Origin of the sequence: Streptomyces sp. NPDC005262 (assembly GCF_042872425.1) — a bacterium.
Taxonomy (GTDB): domain Bacteria; phylum Actinomycetota; class Actinomycetes; order Streptomycetales; family Streptomycetaceae; genus Streptomyces.
On the sequence record NZ_JBIAKK010000004.1, the window covers coordinates 24766 to 44612 of the forward strand.

Consider the following 19847-nt stretch of genomic DNA (forward strand, 5'->3'; position numbering starts at 1 on the left):
TCAGGTGTGGAAGGGCAGACCGGCGTCGGCCGCCAGCTCCAGGTCGTCGCCGTCGGGCGGCAGCAGCAGCGTCGCCGTTCCGTCGGTGACCGGTACGACGCCGAGCTCCAGCAGTTCGGCCATGGCCGCGGTGCCCGCCATGTCGCGGACCTGCAGCTGGTAGCGGGCCGTGGTGCGGAAGGCACCCCCGGCGTCGTCCCCGGTGCGCTGGAGGAAGCCGGAGTCGGTGAGGAAGGCGACGGCCTTGCCGACGATGCCGGTGGTGGAGCCGGCCAGTCGCCGGGCGTCCTTCGTCGCGCCGGTGGCGCTGCGCCGGGCGTAGATCCGCCAGGCCGCTTCCAGTCCGGGGGCGTCGGTCACCGGGTCGGTGTTGTCGCCGTGTTCCTCGGCCCGCTCCTCCAGACGGTGGCAGGCCTGGCGTACGAACGCGTCGATGCCGTTGACCGTGATCCGGCCGATGTACGCGTCGTCGGCGAGGTCCTCGGGGCGCGGGAAGGCCATGGCGGCGACGGCGAGGTGGGCCAGTCCGTGCAGGAAGCGGTCGGCGGAGTCGGACGAGGCGCGGCGGGCATAGTCGCCCATGCGGACGGCGAAGACCGAGTCCTCGCCCGCCGTCACGGCCATGCCCGCCCGGGTGGACACCTCCAGGACGACGAGACCCAGTCCGGTGGCCACGGCGTCGGCGAGCCGGGCGAAGGGGGTCTCTTCCCGGTAGCGGCGGAGCAGCTCGGCGTATTCGGCGTCGCGGGCGGGCAGCAGCTTGGGCTGCAGCCCGAAGGCGACGAGCCGGGCCGCGTCGGCCGCGTCGGCCGGCGTGACGGCGGCGGGCGCCGCGGTCTCGTGGGCCGCGTCGCCGTCGGGCGCGTACCCGACGGTGGTGTACCCGGCGGTCGGCTCGCTCCACGCGTCGGTGTGCTCTGCGCGGTGGTCGCTCACGACGGTCGCTCCTCGGTGCGGAAGATCGGTGGTACGGGATGGACGGCGCGGGTTCTGCCGGTGTCCGTCGGGAACGGTGCCGTCCTGACCGCGAGCCGTGGGGCGCCGGCCCCGGCTCGGCGGTCACCGGGTCCGGGCCGTCGGGGACCGGAAGAGGAGTGGCGGTGGCCGGGACCCGATCCATGGTGACCGGGGTGGGGGCCGGGGCGGCCCCGGCGCCGCGGCCCGCTCATGACGCCTCCGAGCGGTCCGCGGCCATACCGGCCGCGTCCAGCAGGGCCATGCCCACGATCAGGTCCGCGCCGCCGAACTCCGGGTCGTCGAGCTCGGTTCCGTCGTCGACGGCGAACAGCAGTCGCCGCTCGCCCTGCCGGTAGGCCGTACCGACCGGCGGGGATGCGGCGTGGACCGCAAGCAGGGCGACCAGATAGGGCAGGTCCGGATCGCTCCGCCGGGCCTCGGCGAGGAGCCCGGAGAGCCGGCGCGGTGCGTCGTGCTCCAGATCGAGGAGATTCATGGCGCTCGCCAGTTGCTCCTCGCTGAACCTGCTGTCGTCCGGGGTCGCGATCAGATCCGGCTCGGGCATCTCGGCGCCCAGATGCTCACGCTCCAGGGGCGGGGTGAGCAGCATGTCGACCAGGTCGGCCACCCGTACGGATGTGGGCGTGCGCAGCCCCGTGCCGTGGGCGAAGAACGCGTCGGTGACGCGGGTGGCCTGTTCGACGGGGAGCGGCAGCAGCGGGGCGACCAGCTGGCCGTACAGGTCGAGACCGGCCCTGGCCGTCGGGGTGGCGAACGCCTGCCGGTCCTGCTCGGCACGGAACAGCGGTCCCGCCTCCAGCAGGCGGGACTGCAGCTGGGTGTGGCGGCGGATGCAGTCCTTGACTATGTCGACGAGTTCGGCGGCGCGGCGCTTGTGCTCGGGGTCCTCCGCCTCGTCCCGGGCCTTGCGGATGTTGGTGAGGATCGCATTCTCGTGGCGGTAGCGGTCGGCCACGTGGTCCAGTGCCTCGTCGATCATGTCGGGCACGGAGTTGAGCCAGTCGACGGCCCTGACGTTGCGCCGGGTCGCTTCCAGCGTCCTTCGGAGCGTCTCCGCGTACTGCACGGTGCGATAGCGGGCCTGTTCGGCGGCGAGCTGCGCGTCGGCGAGGCGGCCCCGGCTGATCAGGACCTCCAGTTTCACCTCGGCGGCGATCTGGGCGCTGGTGACGTCCGTGTCGAGGGCTCCGACCAGGACGTTGACCGCTTCGTCGGTCGCCCTCAGATAGACGCTGCCGCCGTAACCGGGGACCTCTTCGATCAGCTTGAAGTCGTAGTCCCTGCGGACATACACCCCGTCGGGTCCGAAAGTGCCGTACACCGCGCGGAAGCCGCGGTCCACGCTTCCGACATTGATCAGGTTCTCCAGCACCCAGCGGGCGACGCGCTCGTGCTCCGCCACGGGGCGGCGCGGGGCCTGGGCGGCGACGCGCGGGAGCAGTTTGGCCACTATCTGCTCGTGGTCGGCGCCCGTGTCGAAGTCCATGTGCAGCGTGACCTGGTCGATCGCGGCGAGCGCGACCTCCGCCATCGCGTAGACCGTGTACTCACCGGCCAGATTAGCCTTGCGCACGTCGAGGTCGTGCAGCGGCGCCGTGCAGGCGAGCGCGCGCAGCCGCCGTGAGAGCCCCTCGTCGGCGGCCGGGCCCGGGGCGGGCCGCGGCCCCGCGCTGAGCTGGGGCGCAGCGTTGTCCGTGTAGGCAGGCGAAGTCACGCTGCACAGATTAGGTCCTCGCACCGACAACGGTCGAAACGGCGCAGAAGCTACCGGTTGCCCCACCGTCGGTCGGGCCCCCACAACACGGTCGGTCAGCCGTGCTGCGGCAGTCGTTCCGGCTCCGGCGCCGACGGGTTCCCGCGCTCCCCGGCTCCGTACCCTCCACCCCCCGGAGTGCGCAGGACCAGCACGTCGCCGCGCGCCAGATCGGCCGTATCGCAGCCCTTCAGCGGGGTGACCGTTCTTGTGCCGTCGGCACGCTCGATGTGCTGGCCGCCCAGCGCGCCCGGTTCGCCGCCCGCCATGCCGTACGGCGGGACGCGGCGATGTCCGGAGAGCAGCGCCACCGTCACGGCTTCGAGGAAGCGGAGTCTGCGCTCCACCCCGCAGCCGCCGTGCCACCGGCCCGCTCCCCCGCTGCCGTCGCGTACCCGGAAGCTCTCCAGAAGCACCGGGTAGCGCCATTCGAGGATTTCGGGGTCGGTGAGACGGGAGTTGGTCATATGGGTCTGCACGGCGTCGGTGCCGTCGAAGCCGTCGCCCGCGCCCGAGCCGCTGGCCACCGTCTCGTAGTACTGGACACGGTCGTTGCCGAAGGTCAGGTTGTTCATGGTGCCCGAGCCCTCCGCCTGGACGGAGAGCGCCGCGTAGAGCGCGCCCGTGACGGCCTGGGAGGTCTCCACGTTGCCCGCAACCGTGGCCGCCGGATGGACGGGTGCCAGCATCGAGCCCTCCGGGATCCTGACCTCGAGGGGTTTGAGGCAGCCGCTGTTGAGCGGGATGTCGTCGGCGACCAGGGTCCGGAAGACGTACAGGACCGCGGCCATGACGACGGATTTCGGGGCGTTGAAGTTCCCGGGCTGCTGCGGTGAGGTGCCGGTGAAGTCGACGACGGCGCTGCGGGCGTCACGGTCCACGGTCAGCGCGACCTCGATCACTGCGCCGTTGTCGGTCTCGTAGCGGTACGAACCGTCGTGCAGCTCCGCGACGATCCGGCGTACGGACTCCTCGGCATTGTCCTGCACATGGCCCATGTATGCGTCGACGACCCCGGCGCCGAACTCGTCCACCATGCGCCGCAGTTCGGCGATGCCCTTCTCGTTGGCGGCGATCTGGGCGCGCAGGTCGGCGAGATTGGTGTCGGGATCGCGGGACGGGTAGACGGCTCCGGTGAGCAGCTCACGGGTCTCGTCCTCACGGAATGTGCCGTCCCTCACCAGCAGCCAGTTGTCGAACAGCACCCCTTCCTCGTCGATGGTGCGGCTGAAGGCGGGCATGGATCCGGGTGTGATGCCGCCGATCTCGGCGTGGTGGCCGCGTGATGCCACCAGGAACCGCAGCCCGGCGCGACCGTCGCCGGATGTCCCGTGTCCGTCGAACACCGGCGTCACGACGGTCACGTCGGGCAGATGCGTACCTCCGTGGTACGGGTCGTTGATGGCGTACACGTCGCCGGGGCGCATCGTGGTGCCGTTGCGCCGGAGCACCTCCTTGATGGACTCCCCCATCGAGCCGAGGTGCACCGGAATGTGCGGGGCGTTGGCGATGAGGTTCCCGTCCGCGTCGAACAGGGCGCAGGAGAAGTCGAGCCGCTCCTTGATGTTGACGGAGTGGGCGGTGTTCTCCAGGCGTACGCCCATCTGCTCGGCGATCGACATGAAGAGATTGTTGAACACCTCCAGCATGACGGGGTCCACCCGCGTACCGATCGCGGTCCGGCCGGGGCGCGGGCGGACCCGGGTGAGCAGCAGATGGCCGGTGTCGCCGATGGTGGCCTGCCAGCCGGGATCGACGACGGTGGTGGCGTCGGCCTCGGCGATCACGGCGGGGCCGGTGACGGTGTCCGACGGGTGCAGGGCCGCGCGCCGGTGGAGTGGGGTGTCCCGCCATCGGCCGTCGGCGAACATCCGTACCGTGTCATGCGGTTGCGGCGCGCCCTGACGTGCCCTCCGGTCCACCGGGTGCGGTACGTGCCGGCCGGCCGCGCCGGTCGCCTCGACCGACAGCGCCTCGACGAGCAGCGGTCGGTCCATGGTGAAGCCGTAGCGCGCGCGGTGTTCGGTCGTGAACGCCTCCGTCATCGCGGGCGCGGTGTCCAGGTCGACCGGCAGGCTCGCGTCCGTACCCGCGTAGCGCAGGTACACCCGGGCGTGCGTGCTGATCACATCGTCCGTGAGGCCGTCGGCGCGCAGTTCGGCGCGGGTGCGGGCGGCCAGGTCGTCGTGGAGCTCTGCCAGCCGGGTCCCGGTCCCCTCGTCGTCCAGTTCCGCCTCGACCGACTGTTCGCGCATGGCGGTCGCGTCCGCGAGACCGATGCCGTACGCCGACAGGACCCCGGCGAGTGGCGGTACGAGGACCGTGTCGACGCCCAGCGCGTCGGCGACCGCGCAGGCGTGCTGGCCGCCGGCGCCGCCGAAGGAGGTGAGGGCATAGCGGGTGATGTCATGGCCGCGCTCCACGGAGATCTTCTTGACCGCGTTCGCCATGTTGAGCACGGCGATCTCCAGGAAACCGGCGGCGACCTCGGCGGCGGCAGGTCGCGTTCCGGTGGCCCGGGCCACGTCGTCGGCGAGTTCGTCGAAGCTCTCGCGCACCACGTCGGCGTCGAGCGGCAGGTCGCCGTCCGGTCCGAAGACGGCGGGGAAGTGTGCGGGGTGGACCCGGCCGAGCATGACATTGGCGTCGGTGACGGTGAGGGGCCCGCCGCGGCGGTAGCAGGCCGGACCGGGGACAGCCCCCGCGGAGTCCGGTCCCACCCGGTAGCGCCGGCCGTCGAAGTGCAGGACGGAGCCGCCGCCGGCCGCGACGGTGTGGATGTTCATCATGGGGGCGCGCATCCGCACCCCGGCGACCCGGGTACCGAGCTCGCGCTCGAACTCACCTGCGTAGTGCGACACATCGGTGGACGTACCCCCCATGTCGAAGCCGATGACCCGGTCGAATCCGGCCTGTTCGGACGTGCGGGCCATGCCGACGACTCCGCCTGCCGGACCGGAGAGCACGGCGTCCTTGCCACGGAAGTGCGCGGCCTCGCGCAGTCCGCCGTTGGACTGCATGAACATCAGCCGGACGGCGTCCAGTTCACCGGCGACCTCGTCGACGTACCGCCGCAGGATCGGCGAGAGATAGGCGTCGACGACGGTGGTGTCACCGCGCGGTACGAGCTTGATCAGCGGACTCACCTCGTGGGAGCAGCTGACCTGGGTGAAGCCCGCCTCGCGGGCCGCGGCCGCGACCGCGGTCTCGTGGGCGGGGTGCCGGTATCCGTGCATCAGGACGACCGCCGCGCTGCGGAATCCGTCGCCCCACGCGGCTCTCAACTGCTCGGCCGTCGCTGCCAGGTCGAGGGGTGTGAGGGTCCGGCCGTGCGCGTCGATCCGCTCCGGCACCTCGATCACCCGCTCGTAGACGGCCTCCGGCAGGAGGATGCGGCGGTCGAAGAGGCGCGGCCGGTTCTGGTACGCGATGCGCAGGGCGTCGCGGAACCCTTCGGTGATCACCAGGACGGTCGGATCGCCGCGCCGCTCCAGCAGGGCGTTGGTGGCGACGGTCGTGCCCATCTTCACGCTGCCGACCCGGTCGGCGGGGACCGGGTCGGTGGGGCCGAGGCCCAGCAGCAGACGGATCCCGGCCACTGCGGCGTCCCGGTAGCGGTCCGGATCGTGCGAGAGAAGCTTGCGGGTGACCAGCCGCCCGTCGGGATCGCGGCCCACCACGTCGGTGAACGTTCCGCCACGGTCGATCCAGAACTCCCAGCGTCCAGTCACCCCTCCATAGTGACGTGCGGCACCGGCAACGGGGCGGGCGGCACGGCGGGCGGAGTTCTCAAGGTGACCGTGTCGAGCGCGCCCTGCAGTGCCTGGTCGGACCGCCGGTCCAGCTGTGCGCTCGTGCCGCGCGCCCAGTGCCGTATCTCCGCTCCTGCCAGGCAGAGCAGTTGGGGCAGCAGATCGGTGCTCCGGCGGACCAGCCATCCGGTGCCCGCCGTGGCCAGCCAGAGCAACGAGTCTGTACGGCTCGGCGGCGGCTGCTCCGGCTCACGCCCCGGCGGGGTGCCGAGGGCCAGACCTCGGGCGACGAGCAGCCCATGGAAGTCCGCCGCCACCGTGCGATGACCGCGCTCGGCCGGATGGAGCCGGTCGGCGCTCCACAGCGAACGGTCGGAGACCCACTCCCCGTCCGAGGCATGCAGATGGACGGCGTCGTAGCGGGTGGACAACGCATGAACCACGGCATTCACCGCACTCTGCCGCCGGGCCAGCGGCCGGCCGAGGGGCGGGGGCAGTCCGAGGACGGCGCCGGGATCGGGCAGACAGGCCGTGAGGAGTACGGCCCCGCCGTCGGTCAGGAGCGCGCAGACCTCGTCCAGCCGCTGGGCGAGGAGCCGGATGTCGAATGACCGGCGCAGGGTGTCGTTGACGCCGACGACGACGGAGGCCAGGTCGGGACGGAAAGCGGCGGCCTCCGGGGCCTGCCGGTCACGGACGTCGCTGGAGAGCGAACCGCTGACGGCGAAGTTACGGAACTCGACGCCCCGCCGGCCGTTCCCGATCCCGGCCGCCAGCAAGGCGGCCCAGCCGCGACGGCCGCCGGGGACGGGATCGCCGATGCCTTCGGTGAACGAGTCGCCGAGCGCGGCGAACCGGATCGGACGATCGGGGGTGCCGGTCCGCGCAGGTGGTTCGGGCCCTGCAGACGGAGCGGCCGTCACCGGGAGGGATGCCGTTACGGAAGGTGCGGCGGGCGCGGGCGACACCGGCGGCAATGGCGGAGCCTCTGTCACGGATACGCGAGCCGACAGGGAAGTCGGCGCGGCCGCGGGCGGAACCGACAGAGCCCCCGTCACGGGCACCAGGGCCGACGCAGAGCTTGACACGGGCGCCGGCGCCCCTGGCACCGGCACGGCCGCCGTCGCCCCCGCCGTCGGCGTGGCCACCCGCACCGCCGCCCCCGTCATGCCCGCACCCCCGGAATCCCGCCCCGGTCCGCCACCTCGTGGGCGGCCAGGAACGCCGCCACCGAGCGGTCCCAGCCGAAGAGTTCGGCGCGTTGTCTCGCCGCCGCCCGCCGCCCCTCCTCCGGGCGCGCCAGCAACTCCTGTACGGCGGCGGCGAATGCCTCGCCGGTGTCCGCCGCGGCCACTCCCGCTTCGCCGATCACCTCCGGCAGCGCGGAGCTCGCGCTCGCCACCACCGGGGTGCCGCAGGCCAGCGCTTCCAGGGCCGAGAGGCCGAACGTCTCGGCGGGGCCGGGGGCCAGGCAGAGGTCGGCCGCGGCCTGCAGATCCGCCACCCGTTCGCGGTCCCGCACATGCCCCAGGAACTCGACCGGCAGCCGCTCCTCCCGCGCCCGGTTCTCCAGCCCCGCGCGCAGCGGCCCGTCACCGGCGACCAGCAGCGTCGCACGCACACCCAGGCCGTTGAGAGCGGCGAGCGCGTCCAGGGCCCGGCCGGGCCGTTTCTCCACCGAGAGGCGGGAGCACATCAGAAGGAGCACGGACCGGCCGCGGACGTGCCGGGCACGCAGGACCAGGCTGCGCCGGCCGGGGCGGCAGCGCCGCAGGTCGACGCCGAGCGGGGCGCGGACCACATTGCGTGCGCCGATCCGGACGAACTCGCGCTCCGCCCACTCCGTGGTGCACACGATCCGGGTGTAGGCGTGTGCGCTGAGCGTGTTGAGGCGGTCGGCGGTCCGCGCGGCCGCGCCGGCCGGAACGCCCCAGGTGCGCAGCACCCCGTCCGCCGTCTCGTGGGAGACCATCACGGCGGGCACCCGGGCGCGGCGGGCCCACTCGCCCGTCCAGCGCAGGGTGGTGCGGTCGGAGACCTCCAGGCGGTCGGGCCGCAGCGTTTCGAGGAGGTGCCGGAGGGTGCGGCGGCCGGCCAGTACGCGGTAGCCGCCGCTGCCCGGCAGCGCCGGTCCCGGCAGGGTGATGACCCTGCCCTGCGCGGTGCGTACATCGCTCGCGCTGTCGCCGGGCACGACGAGTACCGGATCGTGCCCGGCCGCGAGGTAGCCGCGGCCGAGTTCGTCCAGGGCGGTGCGCAGTCCGCCGGAGGACGGGGTGACGAAGTTCGCCAGGCGGACAATGGTCTTTCCCTGCTCGCGCCCGGTCATGCGGCCACCGCCGTCCGGCCGCGCAGCACCTCGTCGTAGTGGTCCAGCAGTTGATCGCCGACGGCTTCCCATGTCCGGCCCTCGACCATGGTCCGCCCGGCCCGCCCGTAGGCCGCCGCGCGCGCGGGGTCGGCGGCGAGTGCGCCGACGGCTGCCTGGACCGCGTCGACGTCGTGCGGCGGAACCAGCAGGCCGGTCTTCCCGTGGTCGACGAGGTCGAGCGGGCCGCCCGCCGCCGGGGCGATGACGGGCACGCCGGAGGCCATGGCCTCCTGCACGGTCTGACAGAACGTCTCGTACGGGCCGGTGTGCACGAACATGTCCAGCGAGGCGAACAGCCGGGCGAGGTCCTCCCCGGTCCGGCGGCCGAGGAAGACGGCTCCGGGCAGGGCCGCTCGCAGCGATGCGCCGCTGGGGCCGTCCCCGACGACCACGACCCGCACCCCGGGCAGCCGGCAGGCGCCGGCGAGGAGCTCGACGTGCTTCTCCGGGGCGAGCCGGCCGACGTATCCGACGATCTTCTCGCCGCCGGGCGCGAGGTGGTGGCGCAACGCCTCGTCTCGCAGTTCCGGCCGGAACCGTACGGTGTCGACGCCGCGCGGCCAGAGCCGCACCCGCTCCACACCGTGCTCGGTGAGGTCGCGGACGGCGGCGGATGAGGGAGCGAGGGTCCGGTCCGCGGCGCTGTGCACCGCGCGCATCCGGCGCCAGGCGGTGCTCTCGCCGGCTCCGAGGTACGTACGGGCGTAGCCGGCCAGGTCGGTCTGGTAGACGGCCACGGCAGGCAGCCCGAGCCGGGCGGCGGCCGCCATGCCGCGTGCGCCGAGCACGAACGGTCCGGCGAGGTGGACGAGTTCGGCCCGGTGGGCGGTGAGGGCGGCCATCAGCCGACGGCTCGGAAGTGCCACCCGGACCTGGGAGTAGCCGGGCAGGGGCAGGGAAGGAACGCGCACCACGGGGCAGGGCGCGGCCGATTCGAAGATGTCGGGGTTGCCGGAAGTACCCGGGTACACGGTCGAGGAGGCCGGAGGGCGTGCGGGGTCACTGCCGGCAGACGGCCGCCACCGGGTGCCGGAGGCCCCCGGGTAGGGGGCCGAGGCAGCCGGCGGCCCCGCGGAGTCACTGCCGGTGGGTGGCCTCCACGGAGTGCCGGAGGACCGGGATGTGGCCGTCGCGCCGGCCGTGGCCGGGGCTATGACGAGCGGTTCATGGCCACGCGCGGCAAGGTGCCGGGCGGTCTGCATGGTGCAGTGGGCCACGCCGTTGACATCGGGCGGGAAGGATTCGGTGACGATGACGACACGCATACCCGTGTTGTCGTCGCACCGGACGTGACGCGGCCGACTTGGATCTTTCCACCCGGGGAACGTCCAGTGAGCGTTCGACGTCCGGTGGCAGGGTGCGCCGCGCTCCCCCGAAGCGCTGCGCCCTGCTGTGCGTGCCTCGGGTCAGACAGCCGGGGTGTCGGGTCCGATCCTGCTGCGTACCGCGGTCTGTACCTCGGCCTCCTCGGCCGGGTCGGCGGCCAGTCGGCGCAGCCGTTCGGCGACCCTGATGTCGCCGGTCTCCGCGTGGAGTGCGGCGACCTCCCGCGTGGTCTCCTCGCAGTCCCACAGGCATTCGACGGCGAAGCCGGTGGCGAATGAGGGGTCGGTGGCCGCGAGTGCGCGCGCCGCCCGGCCGCGCAGATGCGAGGAGGACGTCTCCCGGTAGACGTGGCGCAGTACGGGTGCGGCGCAGGCGATGCCCAGCCGGCCCGTGCCGTCGACGAGAGTCCACAGGCGTGGTGCGTCCGGCCCTTCGCCCCGTACGGCGTCGCGCAGAGCGGCGAGGACGAGGGGTGCGTCCTGGTCGTCGCCCCGGCAGGCGAGCACACCGGCGGCGGAGGCGCCGAGCGCGTCGGGCCGGCGGGCCCAGATCCGGGCCCGGTCCACTGCCGCGTCGCCGCACATCCGCTCGAAGGCGGCGACGGCCGCGTCGGCGACCGTGCGCGAGGGGCCGACCGCCGCGACTTCGATCAGGTCGAGCACGGCCGGGTCCCTGGCTTCGGACAGGTAGTGCAGAGCCGCGCAGCGGGCGCCTTCCGGGCCGCTGCGGGCAGCCTCGACGATCACCGTCCGGTCGTCGGGTCCGGCGACGGCGGTGAGGCAGCGGGCGGCCGGTACGTGAAGTGGGGTACCGCGGTCCAGTCCCTGCTGGGCCCAGTCGAAGACGGCCTGGACGCTCCAGCCGGGGCGTGGGCCGCCGGGGCGCATCTGTCGCTGCCAGCGGTCGAACGAGCCCTGTTCCGAGGCGGACCTGACCCTGGCTCCGACCGTTTCGCGCGGATCGTCCGCCCACAGCCGCCAGGGCCGGGGCTCGAAGGCGTCCCGTACGGCGGCCGCCAGCTCGGCGGCGCCCTCCTCGGTGTCCGGGAACCGGGCCAGGACGGGCACGGCGAGCGTGCGGAGTCCCGCGTCGTCGTCGCGCAGGGCCAGCTCGTCGAGGGCCCACGCCCAGTTGGCGCCGGTCGCCGCGTACCGCCGCAGCAGGGCCAGGGCGTCGGAGCGACCGTACGAGGCGAGGTGGCCGAGGACCGCGAGGGCCAGGCCGGTCCGCGAGTCGTCGGTGTCGATGTGGTCGTCCGGATCGCTCAGGTGCTGCTCGATCTCCTCGATGCCACCGTCGAGGTCGAGATACAGACGTGCGTAGTAGAGAGAGCGGTTCTCGACCTGCCAGTCGTGACGCGGATCGCTCAGGACGCAGTGGTTGAGGGCCGCGAGGGCCTCGGCGCGTGGTGCGGCGAGTGCGTGGAGCGTGCCGTCGCCGCGGCCCCTCTGCAGCAGGCCGAGCAGGGTGCCGCTCGGCGCTATGAACGGATCGAACATGGGGAAAGCCTCACATCAAGCTGTCGACGCAACCGGGACTGTGCAGTTCCAAGTGCCGGGTGGGCACTACGCCGCGCAGCAACATGATCGGCCGACCGCCGTCTTCTGCTTGGTGTAGACCATCTTCCTCTGCCTCTCGTCGGTGGCCCGAATCGGGCCCGCGACGTCATGATGACCCAGCCATTTCGTCACCGCGACCACATTTACCGCGTACCCGCTCAGCGGGGGCCGAAGAGTTCCAGCAGGTCGGCCTTGCCGAACATGCGCGCGGTGTCCAGCGCGGACGGTGTTCCGGCCGCCGGGTCGGCACCTGCGGCGAGCAGTGCCTCGATCACCGCGTCCTCCCCCTTGAACACGGCTCCGGCGAGCGGCGTCTGCCCGCGGTCGTTGGCCCGGTCCGGGTCGGCGCCACGGCCGACGAGGGCGGTGACCGCCTCGGCGTGCCCGTGATAGGCGGCGAGCATCAGCAGCGAATCGCCCCGGTCGTTGGTCAGGTTCGCGGGCACACCGGCATCCACATACGCGGCGAGCGTCTCGGTCTCCCCGCGGCGCGCCAGGTCGAAGACCTTGGTCGCCAGCTCCACGACCTCGGGATCTGGGACTTCGCTCATCGGACGGACCGCCTTCCACTGACTCGCTGCTGCTGACCGGGTGGGCCGTACGGCACGGGGGCCGTACGAGTGAATCGACAGGGTACTGCTCCGCGGCGCACATGGCCCGGACCGGCCGTGGCAAAGATCACGCCGAGTGAGGCAGGGCGGTACGCCGTGCCGGATGTTCCGCCCGAGCCGCGTTCGTCTGTCCGCCGTTCCAGTGAAAACAACGACCTTTCACTCCATTGCACCTTTTATCCTATAGATACTTTTTGTGAGGCTGGAAGGACTCATGGTGACTGTCCCCCCAAACAGGAGAACCACTCATGATCCTTTCCATGTCAGGCGTAGTCATCCTCGGCATCATCGTCTTCCTGTTCTTCAGGAAGGACGGCCTGAAGGCGTCGCACGCCCTCGTCACAGCCCTGTTCGGCTTCTATCTGGCCGGCACCGCCATCGCCCCGAGCATCACCGCGGGCGGAGCGAGCCTGGCCGGCCTGCTGGGCGGGATCAAGTTCTGACCCCCCGCGACCCGCTCCCACCCTTCAGGAGACCGACGTGGCCCGGCGACCACTCCCCCGCATTCTGAACAGCGGCAGCGCTTCGATCACTCGCGGTCGCGAGCTCGCGCGCACGGCCGTCGACAATGCCACCGACGTCCTTCATCCGCTGATCAGGATCACTCGTGGTCTGCGGCTGCTGGCCGGCGCAGGACGGCGGAAGTGGGCCGCGACACCCAAGGAGCGGCGTGGTCCCACGCTGTTCCTCGTCGCGGCCTGCGTACTCGTGGTGGCGCTCATCCCGTACGGGCCCCTGCTCGCCCTGGCCGCGGTGATGGGCGCAGCCGCATGGAAGGGGCGCGAGCGTACGCCGGTGAAGACCGGTCCCGGCAAGACCGAGACCGGGCGGCTGCAGGCCCTGTACGAGGCGCTCGTGCCGTACTTCTCGGTTGCCGACGACCCGAGTCCGCTGTTCTCCCACGGCGGCGACTGGGGTAAAGCGTTCAGCGGTTACGAGTTCGACGGCGACGGACGCGTCACCCGGCTCAAGGTCGCGTACCCCGCGTACTTCACCGACGGCGAGGCCGCCTCCCGCATCCGGATCGAACAGCTGCTGCACGCCAAGTCGGGCCGCGGCCGCGAGTACCACTTCGCCTGGGACGAGGAGGCCAACCAGCTCGTGATGAGCGTCCTGGACGCCCTGCCCACCTCCATCGCCGCCCAGCGCTTCGTCACCACGCCCGGGGAGACGGTGCTGGGCTTCACCGACGACGACGCGGTGCAGCGAAAGGTGCCGGTCATCGACGGCGAGGAGACCCGGGACGCCCCTCCGGTCGTCTGGCGGACCGGCGCCCGCTCCACGGAGCCGCATCTGCTGATCGTCGGACAGCCGGGCAGCGGCACCTCGACGCTGATGCGCTCCATCGCCCTGCAGTCCCTCCAGCACGGCGACATCCTCATCGTCGAAGGCAGCGGAACCGGCGAGTACGGCTGCCTGACCGGACGTACCGGGGTGCTGGCCGTCGAGTGCGGACTCGCCGGTGCGCTGGCCACCCTGGAGTGGGCGGCCCATGAGACGGAGCGGCGGCTGATCGCCGCCAACCGGGCCCGGCAGGCGGGACATCCCCCGCCCGAGGACACCAAGCGCCCGCTCTGGATCCTGCTGGACCGGCCCAGCGTCCTCGGCCATCTCGCGGCCGTGGACGGCCGGCCCGACCCGCAGGAACTGCTTCAGGTGCCGTTGCGGCACGGCAGGGCGGCCAATGTCACCGTGGTGACGACCGACCAGTTCGACAGCCTGGACACGCTCGGTGAGACCGTACGGACCCACACCCGCGCCCGGGTCGTCCTCGGTCCCTGCACACGCGACCAGGTCGAATCCGTGCTCGGCCTGGAGCCGCACACCACCCCGCCACCGGACGTCCCGCCCGGCCGGGGATACGCGCGGCTCGGCACCGGCCCGGTGCTGCGGCTCCAGGTACCGGCCACACCGGACCCGTACGACGACGCGACGAGCGAGGCACACCGGCAGGCGGTGCTCGATCTGCTGCCCGCGCGACCGACGGCGGTCGAGGCGACGGTGCCGGAACCGACAAGTCCGGAGCCGTTGCCCGCGGAGACGGCACTGACGGCGGAGCACGTCCTGAAGGCCGAGCAACTGACGCTCAGCGAGTAGGCCTACGAAGGGGCGGGTGGGGCGGCCGGGCGGCGGATCGTGCGATCCGCCGGCCGCCTCCACCCGCCCACAGCGATGTGGCCGTGCCGGCGATCGGGCCCGTCCGCGATCAGGCGACGAAGGTCCTCGGAGCCTCCGCCCCCGCACTCGCCCCGGACCCGACCAGCTGCGCCGCCGCAGCGAGCCGCACCGCCGCCTCGTCCGCCACCGGCCCGCCGACCGTGAACGGCAGCCGTACGTACCCCTCGAAGGCACCGTCGACACCGAAGCGCGGGCCCGACGGCACCCGCACGCCCACGCGCTCGCCCGCCACGGCAAGCCGCGACCCCGAGAGTCCGCCCGTGCGCACCCAGAGCGTCAGCCCACCGCGCGGCACCTCGAACTCCCACTCCGGCAGTTCCCGGCGCACCGCCGCGACCAGCGCGTCCCGGTTCTCCCGTGCCTGGCCGCGGCGGATCGCCACCGCTTCCTCCCAGCCCCCGGTACGCATCAGCCAGTTGATCGCGAGCTGCTCCAGCACGGGAGTGCCCATGTCGGCGTAGGCCCGGGCGGACACCAGGCTGCGGATCACGTCCGGAGCGGCCCGCACCCAGCCGATCCGCATGCCGGCCCAGAATGCCTTGCTGGCCGAGCCGACGGTGAGCACGGTGCTGCCCGCCGGATCGAAGGCGCAGACCCGGCGCGGCATCTCGACATCGTCGTCCAGGTGGAGCTCGTTCATCGTCTCGTCGACGACCAGGACGGTCCCGGCGGATCGGGCCGCGTCCACCAGGGCCCGGCGCTGGTTCTCGTCCGCGAGCGCGCCGGTGGGGTTGTGGAAGTCCGCCACGACGTAGGCGAGCCGGGGGGCCGCGTCCCGCAGCACGTGCCGCCAGCGGTTCATGTCCCAGCCGCCGATCCCCTCCTCCATCGCCACCGGCACCAACCGGGCGCCGGCCTCCCGCATCAGCTGCAGGATGTTGGCGTACGACGGGGACTCCACCGCGATCCGCTCGCCGCGCCCCGCGAAAAGATGGCAGATGGCGTCGATCGCGCCCATCGCACCGGTGGTGACCATGATCTGTTCCGGCATGGTCGCGATGCCGCGCTCGGTGTAGCGGTCGGCGATCATCTGCCGCAGCGCGGGCAGCCCCGCCGGGTAGTCGCCGTGGGTGTGCGCATACGGCGGCAGTTCTTCCAGGGCCCCCTGGACGGCACGGGTCAGCCAGGGTTCGGGCGCGGGCAGCGAGGCACAGCCCAGGTCGATCATCGAACCGAGCGACTCCGGCGGCAGCGGTTCGAGACCACGGGCGGGCAGTGGATTGCCCGCCGGCACCGCGGTCCAGCTCCCGGCGCCGCGGCGGGACTCCAGGAACCCCTCGGCCCGCAGCGCCTCGTAGGCGGCGGCGACGGTGGTGCGGCTGACGGACAGGCCGAGCGCCAGTTCACGCTCGGCGGGGAGCCGGGCGGCGACCGGCACCCGGCCCTCGAGAACGAGCAGCCGAATGCCGTCGGCGAGCGCGCGGTAGGCGGGCGGCCTGCGGGCGCCGGGGCCCATGGGCCTCTGCTGCTGGGCCTGGAGCTGCCGGGCGAGCTGTGCGGCACCGACGGCCGAAGTCCACTGCGCCATGAAAATCAGTCCACCTTCCTCGGATTGGCCATAGTTGGTAGCCAATACCCCGCCCCAGAGTGTCATGCGTCGGTCCACTGCCACCACACCAGGGAGCACATCTTGTCCAACACCGCCGTCCCGCGCGGGACGCATCTCACCCGGCGGCTGGTCCAGCTGTACGTGGGTCTGGCCCTGTACGGAGTGAGCTCGGCGCTTCTCGTCCGCGCCGGGCTCGGCCTCGAACCCTGGGGGGTGCTGCACCAGGGCCTCGCCGAGCGCACCGGGCTCTCCATCGGAGTCGTCGCGATCATCGTCGGTGCGGCGGTCCTGCTGCTGTGGATCCCGATGAGGCAGCGCCCCGGTCTCGGGACGGTCTCCAACGTCTTCGCCATCGGCCTCGCCATGGACGGCACGCTCGCCCTCGTCCCCGGGGTGCACGGCCTCGCCGGACGGATCGCGGTGATGGTCGCGGGGATCGTGCTCAACGGTGTCGCGACGGGGCTGTACATCGCGGCGCGGTTCGGCCCCGGTCCGCGCGACGGACTGATGACCGGACTGCACCGGAGCACAGGCCGCTCGATCCGGACGGTCCGCACGGCGATCGAGGTGGCGGTGGTGGCGACCGGCTTCGTGCTCGGCGGCTCCTTGGGAGTGGGTACGGTCCTCTACGCGCTCAGCATCGGCCCGCTCGCCCAGCTCTTCCTGCGTGTGTTCGCCGTCCCCGGGGCGGAGCCCGCCGGCCGGGCCGTCGCCCCCGCGCCGGAGTCCGGCACCACCGCCGTCACCGCACCGTCACCGGAGGAGGCCATACTTCCGCAGTGACCTCCCTACGCCACCCGTATCTGGACCATCCCGTGACGATCCCGTTCGCCCACCGCGGCGGAGCGGCGGACGGGATCGAGAACACGACGGCCGCATTCCGCCGGGCCGCCGAGGCCGGCTACCGGTACTTCGAGACCGATGTGCACACGACGTCGGACGGCCGCCTGGTCGCCTTCCACGACACCACCCTGGACCGGGTGACGGACTCCCGGGGCCGGATAGCCGACCTGCCGTGGAGCGAGGTACGGCAGGCCCGGGTGGCGGGCCGCGAACCGCTGCCGCTGTTCGAGGAGTTGCTGGAGGAATTCCCCGACGCCCGCTGGAACGTGGACATCAAGGCCGAGCCGGCCCTGGACCCGCTGATCGATCTGATCCGCCGGACGGATGCCTGGGACCGGGTGTGCGTCGGATCGTTCTCGGAGACCCGGGTCGCCAGGGCGCACCGCCTCGCGGGCCCCCGGCTCGCCACCTCGTACGGTGTCCGCGGCGTCCTCGGCCTGCGGCTGCGCTCGTACGGCATACCGGCCGCGCTGCGCTCCGGAGCGGTGTGCGCGCAGGTCCCGGAGAGCCAGAACGGGGTCAGAGTGGTCGACCGGCGCTTCGTCCGGGAGGCCCATGCGCGCGGACTCCAGGTGCATGTCTGGACGGTGAACGAACCGGAGCGGATGGCAGCGCTCCTCGATCTCGGTGTGGATGGCATCATGACCGATCACATCGAGACGCTGCGTACGGTGCTGAGCGAGCGGGGGGCCTGGGCCTGACGCCGGCCCGGAGGCGTCGCCACGGGGAGACACGAGGGGGGTGCGGGTTGAGCGCCGAGACCGCAGACACCGCAGAGCCGACGCCGGAACGCGCCACCGGGGCTGCCGGCGCCGAGGGCCGCAGACGCGAACAACGCGGCTGGTACTTCTACGACTTCGCGTGTTCGGTCTACTCGACCAGCGTCCTCACGGTGTTCCTCGGCCCCTATCTGACGTCGATAGCCAAGGCCGCCGCGGACGCCGACGGTTTCGTGCGCCCTCTCGGCATCCCGGTACGCGCCGGTTCGCTCTTTGCCTACGCCGTCTCGGTGTCCGTCGTCGTCGCGGTGGTGGTGATGCCGGTCGTGGGCGCCGCCGCCGACCGTACGGGCCGCAAGAAGCCGCTGCTCGCGGCCGCCGCGTATGTGGGCGCGGCGGCGACGACCGGAATGTTCTTCCTGGACGGCCACCGCTATCTGCTGGGCGCGTTCCTGCTGATCGTGGCGAACGCTTCGATCTCGGTGTCGATGGTGCTCTACAACGCATATCTGCCGCAGATCGCCGGGCCCGACGAACGCGACGCGGTCTCCTCGCGCGGCTGGGCCTTCGGCTACACGTCGGGGGCGCTCGTCCTCGTCCTCAATCTGGTCCTCTACACGGGCCACGACTCGTTCGGTCTCTCCGAGTCCGACGCGGTACGGATCTGTCTCGCCTCGGCGGGTGTCTGGTGGGGCGCGTTCACCCTCGTGCCGCTGCGACGGCTGCGCGACCGGCGGGTTGCACCCGGCGGCGAGGGCGCGGTCGGCTCCGGCTGGCGGCAGCTGCGCGCCACTCTGCGCGACATGCGCCGCCACCCGCTCACGCTCTCCTTCCTGCTGGCCTATCTGGTCTACAACGACGGCATCCAGACGGTGATCTCGCAGGCCTCGGTGTACGGCTCCGAGGAGCTCGGCCTCGACCAGACGACGCTGATCACCGCTGTGCTGCTGGTGCAAGTGCTCGCCGTGGCGGGGGCGCTGGGGATGGGCAGGCTGGCACGGGCGTACGGAGCGAAGCGCACGATCCTGGCCTCGCTCGTCGTCTGGACCCTGATCCTCGTCTCCGGCTACTTCCTGCCGCCGGACGCCCCGGTCTTCTTCTACGTGCTGGCTTCGGCGATCGGTCTGGTGCTCGGCGGCAGCCAGGCACTGTCGCGCTCGTTGTTCTCCCATCTGGTGCCGCGCGGCAAGGAGGCCGAGTACTTCTCCGCGTACGAGATGAGCGACCGCGGACTGAGCTGGCTGGGGCCACTGGTGTTCGGTCTCGCGTATCAGCTGACCGGCAGCTATCGGGATGCAATCATCTCGTTGGTGATCTTCTTCGCGATCGGTTCAGTACTGCTCGCGAGGGTGCCCGTGAGGCAGGCCGTTGCGGCTGCAGGGAATCCTGTTCCGGAACGGATTTAGACGTTGAAGTAAAAGGCCGGTAGTGTACGCCTTTGGCCTGCCCGGAGGACCGTTACTGCGAGTGGAAGAAGCCAAACCGTTGGGTGACAACTTCTGCCAGATGTGACAAACCGGGCATTGGTGGGTACCCCAACCCTGAAAAAGCAGCGGCACGACGGGCGACGCATGACCGGCAACGGGAATCTTTACCGCCGACCGGACGTTGACCGGATGACGACGACAGCGACACCTGTCCTGTGGGCGACAAGCCCGGGAGGCACGATTCATGAGTGAGCGAGCTCTCCGCGGCACGCGACTTGTGGTTACCAGCTACGAGACGGACCGCGGCATCGATCTGGCCCCGCGCCAGGCGGTGGAGTACGCATGCCAGAACGGACATCGGTTTGAGATGCCGTTCTCGGTAGAGGCGGAAATTCCGCCGGAGTGGGAGTGCAAGGCGTGCGGCGCCATGGCACTCCTGGTGGACGGGGATGGCCCCGAGGAGAAGAAGGGCAAGCCTGCGCGTACGCACTGGGACATGCTCATGGAGCGGCGCACACGCGAGGAGCTGGAGGAGGTGCTGGCCGAGAGGCTGGCGGTTCTGCGCTCCGGAGCCATGAACATTGCCGTGCATCCGCGGGACAGCAGGAAGTCTGCCTGACCGCACAACACCGCATCCAGACAGAGCCGCGGGGGGGGGGGGCCCCCCCCGGGGGGGCCCCCCCCCCCCCCGGGGGGGGGGGGGGGGGGTGGGGGGGGGGGGGGGGGGGGCGCCCCCCCCGCCACCCACCCCCACACACCCCGCCCCGCCCCACACACCCAC

Annotated in this window: 15 protein-coding genes; 6 read left to right on the top strand and 9 right to left on the bottom strand. The window is 72.1% G+C overall.

The window, feature by feature from the left end; translation table 11 throughout:
- From ACFYP5_RS13215 to ACFYP5_RS13250, 8 genes are all read right to left on the bottom strand, one after another.
- Entirely contained in the window at positions 1-936 is a 936-nt protein-coding gene (locus ACFYP5_RS13215) for a hypothetical protein (protein WP_389034550.1), read from the bottom strand.
- A 229-nt stretch (positions 937-1165) separates the two neighbouring features.
- Positions 1166-2692: a hypothetical protein gene (locus ACFYP5_RS13220; RefSeq protein WP_389034553.1), complete on the bottom strand. Its 1527-nt coding sequence runs from the start codon at positions 2690-2692 to the stop codon at positions 1166-1168.
- Positions 2693-2787: 95 nt separating this feature from the next.
- Positions 2788-6462: a hydantoinase B/oxoprolinase family protein gene (locus tag ACFYP5_RS13225; protein ID WP_389034555.1), complete on the bottom strand. Its 3675-nt coding sequence runs from the start codon at positions 6460-6462 to the stop codon at positions 2788-2790.
- Complete coding sequence (locus tag ACFYP5_RS13230) at positions 6459-7406, bottom strand: SGNH/GDSL hydrolase family protein (protein ID WP_389034558.1); 948 nt, start codon at positions 7404-7406, stop codon at positions 6459-6461. The genes ACFYP5_RS13225 and ACFYP5_RS13230 overlap by 4 nt, the downstream gene beginning before the upstream one ends.
- 242 nt (positions 7407-7648) lie before the next feature.
- Positions 7649-8812 carry a glycosyltransferase gene (locus tag ACFYP5_RS13235; RefSeq protein ID WP_389034559.1) on the bottom strand — a complete coding sequence of 388 codons (1164 nt, stop codon included), beginning with the start codon at positions 8810-8812 and terminating at the stop codon, positions 7649-7651.
- The gene (locus tag ACFYP5_RS13240) at positions 8809-10119 is read right to left on the bottom strand and encodes a glycosyltransferase family 4 protein (RefSeq protein WP_389034560.1); all 1311 of its coding nucleotides are present in this window, start codon (positions 10117-10119) and stop codon (positions 8809-8811) included. Before ACFYP5_RS13240 ends, ACFYP5_RS13235 begins: the two co-directional genes overlap by 4 nt.
- Before the next feature lie 141 nt (positions 10120-10260).
- Entirely contained in the window at positions 10261-11679 is a 1419-nt protein-coding gene (locus tag ACFYP5_RS13245; protein WP_389034562.1) for a HEAT repeat domain-containing protein, read from the bottom strand.
- 218 nt (positions 11680-11897) lie between these two features.
- A complete protein-coding gene (locus ACFYP5_RS13250; RefSeq protein ID WP_389034563.1) occupies positions 11898-12290 on the bottom strand; it encodes an ankyrin repeat domain-containing protein in 393 nt (130 codons plus the stop codon).
- Positions 12291-12598: 308 nt separating this feature from the next.
- Between ACFYP5_RS13250 and ACFYP5_RS13255 the strand changes: the two genes are divergently transcribed.
- Together ACFYP5_RS13255 and ACFYP5_RS13260 are read left to right on the top strand one after the other, a co-directional pair.
- Positions 12599-12793, top strand: a complete 195-nt coding sequence (locus ACFYP5_RS13255) for a hypothetical protein (RefSeq protein WP_018103962.1) — start codon at positions 12599-12601, stop codon at positions 12791-12793.
- 37 nt (positions 12794-12830) lie between these two features.
- Positions 12831-14447 carry a hypothetical protein gene (locus tag ACFYP5_RS13260; protein WP_389034565.1) on the top strand — a complete coding sequence of 539 codons (1617 nt, stop codon included), beginning with the start codon at positions 12831-12833 and terminating at the stop codon, positions 14445-14447.
- 109 nt (positions 14448-14556) lie between these two features.
- Here ACFYP5_RS13260 and ACFYP5_RS13265 read toward each other — a convergent pair whose 3' ends face one another.
- The gene (locus tag ACFYP5_RS13265) at positions 14557-16056 is read right to left on the bottom strand and encodes a PLP-dependent aminotransferase family protein (RefSeq protein WP_389034568.1); all 1500 of its coding nucleotides are present in this window, start codon (positions 16054-16056) and stop codon (positions 14557-14559) included.
- A 102-nt stretch (positions 16057-16158) separates the two neighbouring features.
- Between ACFYP5_RS13265 and ACFYP5_RS13270 the strand changes: the two genes are divergently transcribed.
- The 4 genes from ACFYP5_RS13270 (at position 16159) to ACFYP5_RS13285 (ending at position 19685) form a co-directional block, all read left to right on the top strand.
- A complete protein-coding gene (locus ACFYP5_RS13270; RefSeq protein WP_389034570.1) occupies positions 16159-16860 on the top strand; it encodes a YitT family protein in 702 nt (233 codons plus the stop codon).
- Positions 16857-17621, top strand: coding sequence for a glycerophosphodiester phosphodiesterase family protein (locus ACFYP5_RS13275; RefSeq protein WP_389034572.1), 765 nt, complete (start codon positions 16857-16859; stop codon positions 17619-17621). Before ACFYP5_RS13270 ends, ACFYP5_RS13275 begins: the two co-directional genes overlap by 4 nt.
- Positions 17622-17668: 47 nt before the next feature.
- A complete protein-coding gene (locus ACFYP5_RS13280) occupies positions 17669-19045 on the top strand; it encodes an MFS transporter (RefSeq protein WP_389034575.1) in 1377 nt (458 codons plus the stop codon).
- A 265-nt stretch (positions 19046-19310) separates the two neighbouring features.
- On the top strand, positions 19311-19685 hold the full coding sequence (locus ACFYP5_RS13285) for an RNA polymerase-binding protein RbpA (protein WP_007262928.1): 375 nt from the start codon (positions 19311-19313) through the stop codon (positions 19683-19685).
- Positions 19686-19847: the final 162 nt, after the last annotated feature.

What these genes read in the sequence shown, in the direction of transcription:
- ACFYP5_RS13235 (WP_389034559.1), bottom strand. Translation starts at nt 8,812, where the DNA reads ATGACCGGGCGCGAGCAGGGAAAGACCATTGTCCGCCTGGCGAACTTC.
- ACFYP5_RS13240 (WP_389034560.1), bottom strand. Translation starts at nt 10,119, where the DNA reads ATGCGTGTCGTCATCGTCACCGAATCCTTCCCGCCCGATGTCAACGGC.
- ACFYP5_RS13245 (WP_389034562.1), bottom strand. Translation starts at nt 11,679, where the DNA reads ATGTTCGATCCGTTCATAGCGCCGAGCGGCACCCTGCTCGGCCTGCTG.
- ACFYP5_RS13250 (WP_389034563.1), bottom strand. Translation starts at nt 12,290, where the DNA reads ATGAGCGAAGTCCCAGATCCCGAGGTCGTGGAGCTGGCGACCAAGGTC.
- ACFYP5_RS13255 (WP_018103962.1), top strand. Translation starts at nt 12,599, where the DNA reads ATGATCCTTTCCATGTCAGGCGTAGTCATCCTCGGCATCATCGTCTTC.
- ACFYP5_RS13265 (WP_389034568.1), bottom strand. Translation starts at nt 16,056, where the DNA reads ATGGCGCAGTGGACTTCGGCCGTCGGTGCCGCACAGCTCGCCCGGCAG.
- ACFYP5_RS13285 (WP_007262928.1), top strand. Translation starts at nt 19,311, where the DNA reads ATGAGTGAGCGAGCTCTCCGCGGCACGCGACTTGTGGTTACCAGCTAC.